General features: G+C 35.5%; 15 protein-coding genes. 10 read left to right on the forward strand and 5 right to left on the reverse strand.

The window, feature by feature from the left end; genetic code table 11:
- Positions 1–129: 129 nt before the first annotated feature.
- On the reverse strand, positions 130–1416 hold the full coding sequence (locus tag LF886_RS18765; RefSeq protein WP_124530544.1) for an adenylosuccinate synthase: 1287 nt from the start codon (positions 1414–1416) through the stop codon (positions 130–132).
- 182 nt (positions 1417–1598) lie between these two features.
- Here LF886_RS18765 and LF886_RS18770 point away from each other — a divergent pair, with 182 nt between their 5' ends.
- From LF886_RS18770 to LF886_RS18785, 4 genes are all read left to right on the forward strand, one after another.
- Positions 1599–2183, forward strand: coding sequence for a hypothetical protein (locus tag LF886_RS18770; protein WP_236851099.1), 585 nt, complete (start codon positions 1599–1601; stop codon positions 2181–2183).
- A 19-nt stretch (positions 2184–2202) separates the two neighbouring features.
- On the forward strand, positions 2203–3126 hold the full coding sequence (locus tag LF886_RS18775; protein ID WP_236851100.1) for an alpha/beta fold hydrolase: 924 nt from the start codon (positions 2203–2205) through the stop codon (positions 3124–3126).
- A 54-nt stretch (positions 3127–3180) separates the two neighbouring features.
- A complete protein-coding gene (locus LF886_RS18780) occupies positions 3181–3738 on the forward strand; it encodes an AAA family ATPase (RefSeq protein WP_236851101.1) in 558 nt (185 codons plus the stop codon).
- A 113-nt stretch (positions 3739–3851) separates the two neighbouring features.
- Positions 3852–4370, forward strand: a complete 519-nt coding sequence (locus LF886_RS18785; RefSeq protein ID WP_236851102.1) for a hypothetical protein — start codon at positions 3852–3854, stop codon at positions 4368–4370.
- Between the two features lie 220 nt (positions 4371–4590).
- On the opposite strand, the gene LF886_RS18790 is transcribed toward LF886_RS18785, so the two are convergent.
- Positions 4591–6180 carry an ABC-F family ATP-binding cassette domain-containing protein gene (locus LF886_RS18790; RefSeq protein WP_236851103.1) on the reverse strand — a complete coding sequence of 530 codons (1590 nt, stop codon included), beginning with the start codon at positions 6178–6180 and terminating at the stop codon, positions 4591–4593.
- A gap of 195 nt (positions 6181–6375) precedes the next feature.
- Here LF886_RS18790 and LF886_RS18795 point away from each other — a divergent pair, with 195 nt between their 5' ends.
- The 6 genes from LF886_RS18795 (at position 6376) to LF886_RS18820 (ending at position 11588) form a co-directional block, all read left to right on the forward strand.
- Positions 6376–6930 (forward strand): phosphoribosyltransferase, encoded by a 555-nt coding sequence (locus tag LF886_RS18795; protein WP_103231740.1) that lies wholly within the window; start codon positions 6376–6378, stop codon positions 6928–6930.
- Between the two features lie 148 nt (positions 6931–7078).
- The gene (locus LF886_RS18800; RefSeq protein ID WP_103231741.1) at positions 7079–7657 is read left to right on the forward strand and encodes an adenylate kinase; all 579 of its coding nucleotides are present in this window, start codon (positions 7079–7081) and stop codon (positions 7655–7657) included.
- Positions 7658–7720: 63 nt separating this feature from the next.
- Entirely contained in the window at positions 7721–8704 is a 984-nt protein-coding gene (obgE, locus tag LF886_RS18805) for a GTPase ObgE (RefSeq protein ID WP_236851104.1), read from the forward strand.
- Between the two features lie 173 nt (positions 8705–8877).
- On the forward strand, positions 8878–9369 hold the full coding sequence (locus LF886_RS18810) for a DUF6438 domain-containing protein (protein WP_236851105.1): 492 nt from the start codon (positions 8878–8880) through the stop codon (positions 9367–9369).
- 92 nt (positions 9370–9461) lie between these two features.
- A complete protein-coding gene (locus tag LF886_RS18815) occupies positions 9462–10100 on the forward strand; it encodes a porin family protein (RefSeq protein ID WP_236851106.1) in 639 nt (212 codons plus the stop codon).
- Positions 10101–10280: 180 nt separating this feature from the next.
- Positions 10281–11588 (forward strand): DEAD/DEAH box helicase, encoded by a 1308-nt coding sequence (locus tag LF886_RS18820; RefSeq protein WP_236851107.1) that lies wholly within the window; start codon positions 10281–10283, stop codon positions 11586–11588.
- 59 nt (positions 11589–11647) lie between these two features.
- On the opposite strand, the gene LF886_RS18825 is transcribed toward LF886_RS18820, so the two are convergent.
- From LF886_RS18825 to LF886_RS18835, 3 genes are read right to left on the reverse strand one after another with little or no spacing between them, the layout of a single operon-like run.
- A complete protein-coding gene (locus LF886_RS18825; RefSeq protein WP_236851108.1) occupies positions 11648–12409 on the reverse strand; it encodes a TatD family hydrolase in 762 nt (253 codons plus the stop codon).
- A 5-nt stretch (positions 12410–12414) separates the two neighbouring features.
- Positions 12415–12936 carry a DUF4269 domain-containing protein gene (locus tag LF886_RS18830; protein WP_236851109.1) on the reverse strand — a complete coding sequence of 174 codons (522 nt, stop codon included), beginning with the start codon at positions 12934–12936 and terminating at the stop codon, positions 12415–12417.
- Positions 12937–13887, reverse strand: a complete 951-nt coding sequence (locus LF886_RS18835; protein WP_236851110.1) for a GSCFA domain-containing protein — start codon at positions 13885–13887, stop codon at positions 12937–12939.
- Between the last annotated feature and the right edge of the window lie 12 nt (positions 13888–13899).

The following is a 13899-nucleotide window of genomic DNA, read 5'->3' on the forward strand; positions in this document are numbered from 1 at the left end:
AAAACCTTGACAAGGATTGATAAACCAGATAAAAGAAACTAAAAGCTATTTTATCAAGTCTCATTAATTTTTAAACAAAAAAAGAGACCATCAAATGATGATCTCTCTATTATTTATAATCTAAGAATATTAGAATAATTCTTTTCTGATGATGTTCTGACTTCTTTCAGGACCTACAGAAACTAAGTATACATTGATTCCTAAGTATTTCTCAATAAACTCGATGTATTTCTGAGCATTGTCAGGAAGTTCATCATAGCTTCTTGCTTTTGTAATATCTTCGTTCCAACCTGGTAACTCCTGGTAGATGGACTCGTAGTTATATAATTTTTCTGTAGATGAAGTGAAATAATCAATAATTTTTCCATCTTCAGTTTTGTAATGAGTAACGATTTTAAGGTTTTCAATTCCTGTAAGAACGTCAAGCTTAGTGATCACAAGGTTGTTGATCCCGTTGATCATACAAGCGTGCTTTAAAGAAACAAGGTCTAACCAACCTGTTCTTCTTGGTCTTCCTGTAGTCGCTCCGAATTCACCTCCGATCTGTCTGATTTTTTCACCCAGTTCGTTATCTAATTCAGATGGGAAAGGTCCGTTTCCTACTCTTGTACAATATGCTTTCGCTACTCCGATTAAGTTCTGAAGTGAAGTTGGTGGAACACCAGCCCCTGAACAAACTCCTCCTGTAGATGGAGAAGATGAAGTTACGTATGGATAAGTTCCAAAGTCAATATCAAGCATTAAAGCTTGTGCTCCTTCGAATAAAACATTTTTACCGTCTCTGATCGCTTCGTTCAGCTCTAATTCAGTATCAACGATTCTGTCCTGAAGCTGTTTTCCGATTGCTAAATATTCGTTGTAGATTTCTTCAACGTCTAACGTTGGTTTTCCATAATATTTTTCAAAAAGAGAATTCTTAACTTTTAAGTTTTTCTCGATTTTGTCTCTTAAAATCTCAGGATTTAAAAGGTCTACCATTCTGATTCCAACTCTTGCTATTTTATCTTCATAACAAGGTCCGATTCCTTTTTTGGTAGTTCCGATCTGAGTCCCTCCGTGTTCCTCTTCACGGTAAGTATCCAAAAGGATGTGGTAAGGCATGATAACATGCGCTCTTCTGCTGATAAAGATATGATCTGTTCTCAAGCCTTTGCTTTCGATCTGACCAACTTCTCTAATAAAAGACTTAGGGTTTACCACTACTCCGTTCGCAATGATACATTTCCCTTTGCATTGAAGAACTCCTGAAGGAAGAAGGTGCAAAACGAATTTTTCTTCACCCACATAAACCGTGTGACCAGCGTTGTCTCCACCCTGGAAACGTACTACATAGTCCGATTTAGCCGATAAAACATCCGTGATTTTTCCTTTGCCTTCATCTCCGTACTGAAGACCTACAACTACATAAGTTGACATATTTTACTTTTGTTTTTAGATTCGTGCAAAATTACTTTTAAAAAATTGGGTGGGCAAATTTGAGGGGAATTTTATTTTTGGGTTGGGGTGAAAATCATGAGGTTGAATATGACTTTATTCCTGGTGTTTTTACTTTCACACCTATATAAAATGGATTATATTTACTCTAAAAATTATTCGAAATGAAATTTAAAATTCTGATTCTACTTTTAATGGTTCCTCTGTTTTATATAAAAGCACAAAATAAAGTAAATGATTATCTAAGTGTACCCGGACCTATTAATTTGAATCAAAAGGAATATAATTTAGCCTGGAGCTCTCATCCCAATGAAAACTATTTCAAGCAGGAATATTTGAGTCCAAAAGAAAACATCAACCAATACAACAGTATGGTTTTAATTGAGTTTGTAAAAGGTAATTTCACTCTTAAAGATATTATTGATCAAAAAATAGGAGAACTTCAGAAAGCAAAAAAAACTAACCCTGTTATCAATTATCAGATTCTTGAAAATAATGGAGAATATATTTTGGATTTTCTTATTAGTGAAAACTCAAAGGATGGCAAGGAAATACTGATTGCAGAAAGGAATATTTATCGTTATAAACTTATTAATAACAGCAAAAATAAAGGAATCCTTCTTTTCGCAGTAAGTGAAAGAGGATACGAGAAAAATATGGATGATTTCTTTAATAATTTAAAAGCCAACTCTTCTCAATTAATTGAAATTGTTGGAAATTTCAAACTTCCTGACATTGAGATAAAATAATACAAAAACCCAATTTATCATGCCAATACCCCAAAAATCATCATACCTCCCATCAATAGTAAACAGAGAGTCCCAACTTTACTACACTATATTTTCGCCCGAAACAGTAAAAGCTACTTTGTTAATTGTTCACGGCATGCAGGAGCACAGCGGAAGATATTCAGAAATTGCAGAATATTTTGCAGCTCATGGGATTGCTGTATTGACGTATGATCATTTGGGACATGGAAAATCTGTGAAAGAGAAAAAGGATATCGGTTTCTTCCAGCTTGAAAAACCGGACGAAAGACTTGTCGCAGATGCAGAAATGATGGCTGATCATCTTGCTGAACAGTATCCGGAAGTTCCCCATTTTATTTTGGGACATTCTATGGGATCTTTCATTACCCGTTGCCTTCTTCAAAAGGCATGCAGTAAGTTTGCAGGAGCTATCATTACAGGAACTGGCGGACCTTTACCAGGAATAGATTTGTTAAGAACATATTTATCATTAACCAATGCAATTGCTCCTCGTCATCGTACTTTCTTGAATTCAGTTTTTACGAGCGTCAATAACAAACATTTTAAAAAAGATAAAGATTTCAGTGATACCAGCTGGCTCAGTGTAAACCCTAAAAACAGAAAAGCTTTTGAGCAGGATGAATGGTGTGGAATTCCGTTTACCCACAATGCTTTTTATACTTTGTTTACTATTTATAAAAAGGCTACGGCAAGAAATTGGGCTACTTCTATTTCTCAATCTTTTCCCTTCCTTTTTGTAAGTGGGCAGAATGATCCAATCGGTGATTTTGGAAAAGGGGTGATGCATACAGTGGATAATTTAAAAGCTGACGGCTTTCAAAATGTAGAGGTAAAGATCTACCCGGAGATGCGTCATGAGATTCTGAATGAGGAAATACGGGGAAAAGTGTTGAAGGAAATTTATGACTGGATTTCAAAATAGAAAGAATCTCTCGCAAATTTTACAGATTTCGCTGATTTAATACACTTAAAAATCATGAGAATACATATTTTCGGAGCTTCTGGTTCCGGGGTTACTACTTTAGGAAAAGCATTGTCTGAGAAACTCAATCTTGAATATTTTGACAGTGATGATTTTTTCTGGCTTAAAACCCAAATTCCTTTTACAGAAAGGCAACATCCAGAAATAAGGAATGCCATGGTTTCGGATAAACTTCATATTTCTGAAAACTGGATTTTTGGCGGTTCAATCATTCATTGGGGTAACAATGTATTTCCAGCATTCGATCTGATTATATTCCTCTACCTTCCTTCTAAAATAAGAATGGAAAGATTAAAAAACAGAGAATTGGAAAGATATGGAGATCAAATCATCAATGATCCGGAAAGATCCAAAAAATTCCAGGAGTTTATGGATTGGGCTAACGATTATGACCACAATACGGGCATTGCCAACAGAACTTTAAAGGCTCATCTTGAATGGCTGTCTTCTATAAATACACCTTTGATTGAAATCTCAGGCGATTATGAACTCCATCAAAAAATGGATATTATTCTTGATACAATAAAACAGGGGAACTTACAGGTGAAATAGAGATTGCTTCATGAACCATGCTCGAAAGCTTTCTGCTTTTATCCGCAACGGCTGGTGTTTTCAAAAGGAATTATTATTTTAGAACACTGAAAAAAAAAAAAAAAATAATCACCATGACCTTAGAAGAGCTTATCAAAGACAAGACTGTAAAATCAAAAGAGAAGGTTGACATCATCAGCAAATGGATTATTGATACTTCTTTACCGACGGATGAACTTATCGCTTTTTCCGAAAAATCAAAAGATCCTGTAAAAGCAACCTGCATAGAAGCATTGGAATATGCTACCAAACAAAATCCCAATCTTGCGGATGAAACAGTGTTTTCTTTTGTCACTAAAACCCTTATTGAAAAAGCATCCAGGATAAAATGGGAAAGTGCCAAAGTGATAGGCAACACGGCTCATTTGTTCACTGAAAATCTGGATCAGGCCATTACCAGCCTATTGGACAATACAAAACATGAAGGAACTGTGGTACGCTGGAGTGCTGCATTTGCATTGGGTGAAATTTTGAAATTGAAGACTAAGCATAATGTAACTCTACTTCCTGTTCTTGAAGATATCAGCGAAAAAGAAGAGAAAAACAGTATCAAAAAGATATATCTTGATGCGATTAAGAAAACGAAGAAATAATATTTTAATTCATAGAAAATAGAAACCTGGAAATCAATTTCCAGGTTTTTTATGATAAGTTTTGGCTAAAGCCAATGGAATTGGTTTGATATTGAAGACGGGCTAAAGCTCGATCCTATTGAATATATTACCCATTAAATACAATCAATCCACGAAAAGAAGAAGACAGAGAGAACCTAATTAAATATATTAACACAGTCATCTGCGGGAAATATAATCATCAATCAAGTATCAATTCCCTATCAACTCCAATCTCTTCCAGAAAAATTTCATCGTGGGAAATCACCAGTAAAGTTCCGTGATAATCTTTGATGGAATTGGTGAGAATTTCTACGTTTTGAAGATCTAAATTATTCGTTGGTTCATCGAGAATAATCATATCGGGAGTTTTATTGCTGATTGAAAGCCCACAGAGAAGTAACCGCAAACGCTCTCCACCACTCAATGCACCACATTTCTTGTCCCAGGTATCTTTCCCAAACAAAAACCTGGACAATAATGTTTTCACTTCAGACTCCTGCCATCCATTATCATTAAAAGTCTGGGCAAAATCATAGAGAGTTGAGTCATTATCAATCAAAGAATATTCCTGATCAATATATATACTGTTGAATGCTGCCCTGGTTATTTTTCCTTCGGAAGGCTCAGTATTTCCCAGCAGCAGCTTTATCAGAGTCGTCTTTCCTGAACCGTTTGAACCCTTGATTAAGATTCTGTCTCCGCTTCGGATCTCAAGATCGAGGTTTTCTTTCCAAAGCTCTTCTTTTCCATAACTGAAATTAATATGTTCAGCCGCAATCAGAATCTTTCCTGAATGCAGACTGGAATCATTAAAATTCACTTTCATCTGGTCAGAATTCTTTACTGTGGAGCGCAGATCTCTCAAATCTCCGGAGATTCCACTGATTCTCTCTGCATGAACGCTTTTCAGTTTTGATGTATTTTTTTCAGCATTGTTCCGCAGAGTATTCATCATAATTCTCGCTACTCCGGATTTTTCTTGCTTTTGCTTTCCTTTTGCATCCAGTTTCTGCTTGCGTTCCAGAGTCTCTCTTTCTTTCTCTTTTGCTTTTTTCAGTGCCCGTTCTTTTGCGTGGATATCATTGTTTAAGGCTTCCACCTCCACTTCCTTTTGCTCTGCATAGAAATCATAGTTTCCACCATAAGAAGCAATTCCCTGATTGCTTAACTCAAATATGGTATCAACAAGATTGAGCAAAGTTCTGTCATGGCTTACGATAACAACAGTGGAATCTGTTTTATCAATAAGATCGTATAATAACTTTCTTCCTTCAAGATCCAGATGATTGGTAGGTTCATCCAATATGATGATGTCTGGCTGGCAGATCTGAATTCCGGCTAGAAAAACCTTGGTCTTCTGACCGCCACTCAAACCATCCAGTTTCTGGGTTAATTCAACATTGTCAAGCCCCCAATGCTCCAATGCGTGCTGACATCGTTCTTCAATGTCCCAGTCGTCATTGAGAATTTCAAAATAAATATCATCTACCTCTCCATTGGTAATTTTTTGGAGCGCGTACAACTTTTGATCTATTTTCAGACATTCGGCGATGGTAAGATGATTACAGTTTCCAAACATTTGAGGAACATAAAAAATATCACCACTAACGTTCGTATCTCCGCTTAGAGGCTGTATTTCGTTCGCAATAATTTTCAGCAAGGTAGATTTTCCCATGCCGTTACTTCCCACCAAAGCTAATTTGGTGTGAGATTGTATTGTTAAATTGATATGATTAAATAGAAGATTTCCTCCCGGAAACCCAAAGGATATATTTTGCAGTAAAATCATGATTTCTTTCTTAATAATGGTTAAACACCAATAACACCATGGTTATCGTTTGATCAAATCTGAAAGAAATTATATCCTACATGTCTGTATTTTTGGGTTTTGAAAGAACAAAGATAGCACAAATCAAGGATTAAACACAAAAAGATTTTATTCAAAATTCAAAAATCCGTAACTTTGCCTCCTACTAAAAATTTTATGGATAGCATTAGAGTTCACGACAAAAATTTCGTTCCTTATTTAACGGATACCGAAATTCAGGAAATTGTAAAAGAGACAGCGTTAAGAATTTATGAAGATTACAAGGATGAAGTTCCTGTTTTCATTGGTGTTTTAAATGGGGTTGTTATGTTCTTCTCGGATCTTTTAAAATATTACCCAGGGGAATGCGAAATTGCCTTTATTCAAATGAGTTCTTATGTAGGAACTGAATCTACAGGGATCGTTTACCAGAAAATGGAACTTACTAAGGATGTAAGAGACCGTCACATCATTCTTGTAGAAGATATTGTAGATACAGGAAACACAGTTGAGAGTCTTTTCAAATATTTTAAAGAAACACAACGTCCTAAATCTGTAAAACTGGCAAGTTTCCTATTGAAACCTGAGATTTACAAGAAAGATTTCAAACTGGATTATATCGGGAAAGAAATACCCAATAAATTTGTACTTGGATACGGACTTGATTATGATGAATTAGGAAGAAACCTTCCCAATTTATATCAGTTGGAAGACGGACAAATCAACCATTAAGTGCTGTTGGCTATTAGCTGATAGCTTTTAGCTTAAATTATATAAAGAAATAAATTTAATAATAACTTAAAAAAGCTGAAAGCAAAAAGCAACCGCCAAAAGCCATGAGCTGGAAGCAAAATGCCAATTGTCCAAGCGTATCAAAATTATGATAAACATTGTTCTGTTCGGCCCTCCAGGAAGTGGAAAAGGAACACAAGCTCAAAATCTAATCGAGAAATTCAATTTAAAACAGGTTTCAACAGGTGATCTTTTCAGATACAATATGAAAAATGACACTGAACTTGGAAAACTGGCTAAGTCATACATCGATAAGGGAGAATTGGTTCCGGATCAGGTAACAACAGATATGCTGATCGATGAGATCAAAAAGCCTACCGATACCAACGGTTTTATTTTTGATGGATATCCAAGAACTACTGCTCAGACAGAAGCTTTGGAAAATATCGTTAAAGAAGTACTGAATGATAAGATCGATATCTGTCTTTCATTGGTAGTAGAGGATACAATTTTGGTTGAAAGACTTCTGAAAAGAGGTGAAACCAGCGGAAGATCAGACGACAGCAATGTAGAGATCATCGAAAACAGAATAAAAGAATATTATACTAAAACAGCGGAAGTAGCCGAGCTTTATAAGCAGCAGGGGAAATATGTAGAAGTAAATGGCGTAGGTGAAATCAATGAGATTTCCCAAAAGCTTTTCGCTGAAGTAGAGAAAATTAAATAATCGAGATTCGGGTTACGGGATTCAAATTGTATCCCCCAGCTTGCAGCTCGCAACACAAACTATATGTCTAACTTTGTAGATTACGTAAAAATCCATTGTAAAAGCGGACACGGAGGTGCTGGTTCTGCCCACCTTCGCCGTGAAAAGTATATTCCTAAAGGAGGTCCTGACGGAGGTGACGGTGGTCGTGGCGGACACGTCATCATGAGAGGAAATGCTCAGGAATGGACTTTACTTCCACTTCGATATACCCGTCACATAAAAGCTGAACGTGGTGAAAACGGAGCAAAAAACCAGCTGACCGGAGCTGACGGTTCTGATATTTATATCGATGTTCCTATTGGGAGTATCGCTAAAAATGAAGAAGGTGAAATTATCGGAGAAATCCTTGAGGATAAGCAGGAAATCATTTTGATGCAAGGGGGAAAAGGAGGAAAAGGAAACGAACATTTCAAATCCTCTACCAATCAAACTCCAAGATATGCTCAACCCGGAATGGATGGCGAAGAAGGCTATGTTGTTTTCGAGCTTAAAATTTTGGCGGATGTAGGACTTGTTGGGTTTCCCAATGCAGGAAAATCTACACTTTTAGCTTCTGTCTCTGCAGCAAAACCAAAAATTGCTAATTATGCCTTTACAACCCTGACTCCTAACCTTGGAATCGTGGATTACAGAAATTACAAATCTTTTGTAATGGCTGATATTCCCGGGATCATTGAAGGGGCAGCGGAAGGAAAAGGTTTAGGGCACAGATTCCTTAGACATATTGAAAGAAACTCTATCCTGTTATTTTTGATTCCTTCTGATTCTGAAGACCATTTCAACGAATTTAAAATTCTGGAAAATGAGCTGAAACAGTATAATCCTGAACTTTTGGATAAGGATTTCATTGTTTCCGTTTCAAAATCTGATCTTTTGGATGATGAGCTTAAAAAGGAAATCGCAGCAGAATTCCCGGAAAACAAGCAGCCTTTATTCTTCTCAGGTGTTACCGGAGAAGGGCTTATGGAGCTTAAGGATGCTATCTGGAAACAATTGCACGGATAGAAATACATTTTAAATCCAGATTACTTTTTTCATAAAGTAAAATTAAATACAAACAGAGCCTCAGGTTTTTCCTAAGGCTCTGTTTCTATATTCACCCAATTCCCCAAGAAAACAACAGAAGATTTTATCTTTTGGAACAATTATTGGGACACCCTTTCAAATTGAAAAAAACTATGAAATATTTGCTAGCCATTTGTGCATTTGTATTTTTAACATCTTGTACAACTTCTCAAAAAGTAAATTCAAAATATACTAAAATTGAGTATCAAGCGAGTCCCTGCTTTGGATTCTGTCCTGTTTTTAAAATGACCATCAATCCGGACAGAACTGCTGTTTTTGAAGCAGAACACTTTAATTTTAATGATAAGCCTTCAAAAGATGAGTTCTCAAAGCCACGTGAAGGAACTTTTAAAGGTACTATCAAAGAAAAAGATTATAATAAACTGATCAGCCTTCTGGATGGTTTGAATGTGAAAAGTTTAAATGACAAATACGGAACAAAAAATATTACGGATCTTCCCACTTCTTACTTAAGAATCAATTTTGCCGACGGCACTTCAAAAAATGTGGAAGATTATGGAAAACACGGAAGTGAAAAGCTTTCGGAAGTGTATCATTTTTTTGAAAACTTAAGAAAAAATCAGCAATGGAGTAAAGTGAAATAAGTTCACTAAAAAATATTTAAATTATCTTTGCAACAGTAATTCCTTCATTTGGAGGAATTTTTTTTGTAAACTACTAACCATTTAAAATAAATATGAAGAAGAACATTTTTTTCATTGCAGTATTTGCTTTCTCAGCAATATTTAATGCACAACAAAACACAAAAGATCCGGCATCTATGAGCTTTGGTGTAAAGGGAGGATATTCCTTATCCAATATGAAATTTTTTGGAACTGAGCTTGATTCAAAATCCTATTTCTATGCAGGTATCATAGCAGAACAACCTTTATCTTCTAAATTTGGTTTGCAGGCTGAATTACTATATACTCAATTGGGTGGTAAAGATGCTTATCCTTGGTACGAATTGGTAGGTAATGAGGTGGTAAACAGTGGGAATATGAACTTTGATTACAAATTCAATCAGATACAGGTTCCTATTTCAGTAAAATATTATATTGTTCCAGAACTTTCTGCATTTGTAGGAATGAACTTAGGGTTTAACATATCATCCAAAGTAAAAATGAATACCCCTTTTGGTGAGACTGAAACCCACAATTACGAATCTGTAAAAACCTTGAGTTTATTTCCTTTCCTCGGCGCTGAATACAAACTCAATGAAAAATTTTTTGTTGATGCCAGATACAATTTCAATTTTATAGAAATGAATAAAAGCAATTCAGTTCCTATAAAAATTGGATTTCTGCAGGCGGGTGTAGGATATAGGTTTAAATAAACTTCAGGCTTTTAATAGAAATAAATGGCGGCTCATATTCGGGTGGCCATTTCTGCTTTTCAATAGATACATAAGTCTAAAAAAGTGGAATAAGATACTTAAAAATATTTAGACTACCTTTGCAGAATGTAATTCTTTCAGACTGAAGGAATTTTTATTTAAAATTTTAAAATAATTCATTTGAATTTTACAGACTTAAACTTAATAGAACCTATTGCAAAAGCAATCCAGGAGCAGGGATACACGACTCCTACTCCTATCCAGGAAAGATCTATTCCCGATATCTTAGAAGGTAGAGACTTTCTAGGCTGCGCGCAGACGGGAACAGGAAAGACTGCTGCTTTTTCTATTCCTATTCTACAGAATTTATCCAAAAATAAAATTCCCAATAAACATATAAAAGCATTAATCCTTACGCCTACCAGAGAATTGGCGATTCAGATTGAGGAAAACATTAATGCTTACGGTAAATATCTTCCATTAAAACAACTCGTTATCTTTGGAGGAGTAAAGCAGGGAAATCAGGAAGCTGCTCTAAGAAAAGGAATTGATATTCTGGTAGCAACACCAGGAAGACTTCTTGACTTTATTGCTCAGGGAATCATCAGTTTGAAAAATCTTGAAATCTTTGTTCTAGATGAAGCAGACAGAATGCTTGATATGGGATTTGTACATGATGTAAAAAGAATCATCAAACTTTTACCACAAAGAAGACAGACTTTATTTTTCTCAGCAACGATGCCGGTAGAAATTCAGAAACTGGCAAATTCTATCCTTAATAATCCAGTAAAAGTAGAGGTTACTCCTGTTTCTTCTACGGCAGATACGATCAAACAATCGGTTTATTTTGTTGAAAAAGAAAATAAGCTGGATTTATTGACCCACATTCTTGAAAATGATATTTCAGACTCGGTACTTGTATTTTCAAGAACGAAACACGGTGCTGATAAAATTGCCAGAAAACTTCAGAAAGACAATATTTCTGCTGAAGCCATTCACGGTAATAAATCTCAGAATGCGAGACAAAATGCTTTGAACAACTTTAAATCCGGAAAAACAAGAATTCTTGTTGCCACAGATATTGCAGCACGAGGAATTGACATTGATGAATTGAAGTTCGTGATCAATTTTGAACTTTCTGATGTTTCTGAGACTTATGTACACAGAATCGGAAGAACAGGTAGAGCCGGAGCTGAAGGTAATTCTATATCTTTTGTAGACGGACTTGATCTTTTGAATCTAAAGAATACGGAAAAACTGATCGGAAAGAAAATTTCTGTCATCAAAGAACATCCTTTCCACACGGACAACCTGGTTGCCCAGAAAAGGGATTCTAACAATAAACCTGCTCAGGGCGGAGATAGACCAAGAACATCCAATAGCAGCAATTCAAGGCCAAATAATAACCGTAAGAAGCCATCCGCTTCAACATCCTCAACGGGGTTAAAAAAGCCTAAGAATAAGAATTTCACAAGAAAAAATAAATAAAAATCCCTTTTCAGTTTTTGAAAAGGGATTTTTATTTGTCTTAAAGTTTAAAACTTTTATTATTTAAAAAGATTCTTTGCATTTTCCGTTGTGATACGGTCTATCTCAGAAAAGTCTTTTCCATAAATATCTACCAATTTTCCGGCTACGAGATCAAGATAAGAGCTTTCGTTTCTTTTTCCTCTGTGAGGAACCGGAGCCAGGTAAGGTGAGTCTGTTTCCAGAACAATTTTATCCAACGGAATTTCATTCAGGAACTGATCTATTTTCCCGTTTTTAAAGGTCACTACTCCACCGATTCCTAAAATGAAATTAAGCTCGATAGCGTGTTGCGCCTGTTTCAGATTTCCTGAAAAACAATGGAAAATCCCTCTCAGCTTGGGATGTTTTTTTCTTTCTAAAACCTCGAATGTCTCATCAAAGCTTTCTCTTGTATGAATCACGATCGGAAGGTCTTTTTCTATCGCCCAGTCAATCTGCTGTTCAAAAGTTTTCACCTGAATATCCAATGTTGTTTTATCCCAATAAAGGTCGATTCCGATCTCCCCTATTGCAGGAAAATGTCTCTGATCAAGGTAATTTTTTACGATATCAAGCTCCTTTTCCCATGATTCCGGTTTTACATAACAAGGATGTAATCCCATCATTGAAAAAATCTGTCCCGGATAATCTGTTTCCAGCTGCAGCATCTTCTCGTGCGATTCAGAATCGATGGCGGGAAGATAAAATTCTGTAATTCCTTTATCTAAAGCTCTCTGAATAGCTTCTTTTCTGTCTTCATCAAATTCTTCTGCGTATAGATGTGTATGTGTATCAATCATTTTATTTAAAATTTCAATAGATCTTCGTAAGGATTTTCAAGTCCCAGCAATATTCCGAAAGCGGGTTCTGTCTTTATTCCCTGTTTCTTAAGCTCTATTATTTTTTGTTTAAATTCTTCTCCTTTTTCCTGTAATATTTTGTATTCAGCAACCATATGAAGATATGCGTTTTGCTGTGTTGTAGACTTATTTTGTGCGAAAATTTCAATGGGGAAACCTTCCAGTATAAAATTTAGTGTAAGACATTTTTCACCATTTACAATAGGATATTCAACGCCCACATCGTAAGGAATAAACCTGCTAAACATTAAATCATCCAGAAAGTCTTCTTCAAATCTTAAATCCACCTCAAAAATAATATCCAGATCACTTCCTTCAATATCAATTTCAATAGGAACAGTTCCTGCTAAAATTGGAGAATAATCCTTCAATTTCTCAAAAACACGATGCTTCGTAAGAATTTCGTAGGCCTTTTTTTGTCTTTCATTTCCGTCTTTCAGATAGTCAATTCTGGTGAAATCAAGCATTTAGAATATTTTATGTTTTACCTTTTTACGCTGATTTTCAATTCTTTGATCCAGTTTTTCTCTGAATTCGATAAACTTTGGATCTTTCTTGTCACTGGTTTTATGCTCCAGAGCCTTCATGATCTTGAAGTTTTCTTTGATAAAATTTTGGGTATCTACTGAAAAGTAAGCATTTCCAAATTTTTCAAAAATATAATTAACCGCCTGGGTACTTGGATGAATCATGTCTTCTTTATAAAAACGATAATCCCGGAGATCATCCATTAATATCTCATAGACAGGCAGATAATGACAGTCTTCAAACATGGAAATAGACTCATGAATAGCCGTGATGAGTTTGGATTTACTTAACTGATTTTCAACCATTCCATCTTTGGTATGCCTTACAGGTGAAACGGTAAAAAGTATCTGTACTCCTTCTTTACAAATATCTTTAAGATCCAGAATCGTCTGATAGATTGAGCTTGTCAATTCCTGATGGGAAAGCAGTCTTTTTTCAAAGAATTTCTGCGGAATTTTGTGGCAGTTGGCAACCAGTTTATTCTTGGGTAGAAACTCATAGATAAATGAAGAACCATAAGTAATGATGATCCAGTCTGCTTCCTGAAGAAAAGCATTTCCAGCTTCAATATCTCCATTAATTTTATCTAAGGTCTGATGAATATACCGGGTATCAAAACTGGTGTGATGATCCAGAGAAATATATTCTTCGTTGTAGATGATCAGTTCCTCTTCTCCATAAAACGCAGAATCATGTAATCTATTTACTGCGTTATTGATGGAAAAAGGATTAAAAATCGTCCCAAAAGGATTATTGAGGGTCTGAAGCTGTCCGTCTTGCAATAGATCAGTCATTTCAGAGGCAAAACATGAACCTATTGAAAATATTTTATCTTCAATCTCAATCTTCTTTTCTGATGTGGGAATATCAACTTCTGTTCTGAATTTCATTGTATAGGTATT

Origin of the sequence: Chryseobacterium sp. MEBOG07 (genome assembly GCF_021869745.1) — a bacterium.
GTDB lineage: Bacteria > Bacteroidota > Bacteroidia > Flavobacteriales > Weeksellaceae > Chryseobacterium > Chryseobacterium viscerum.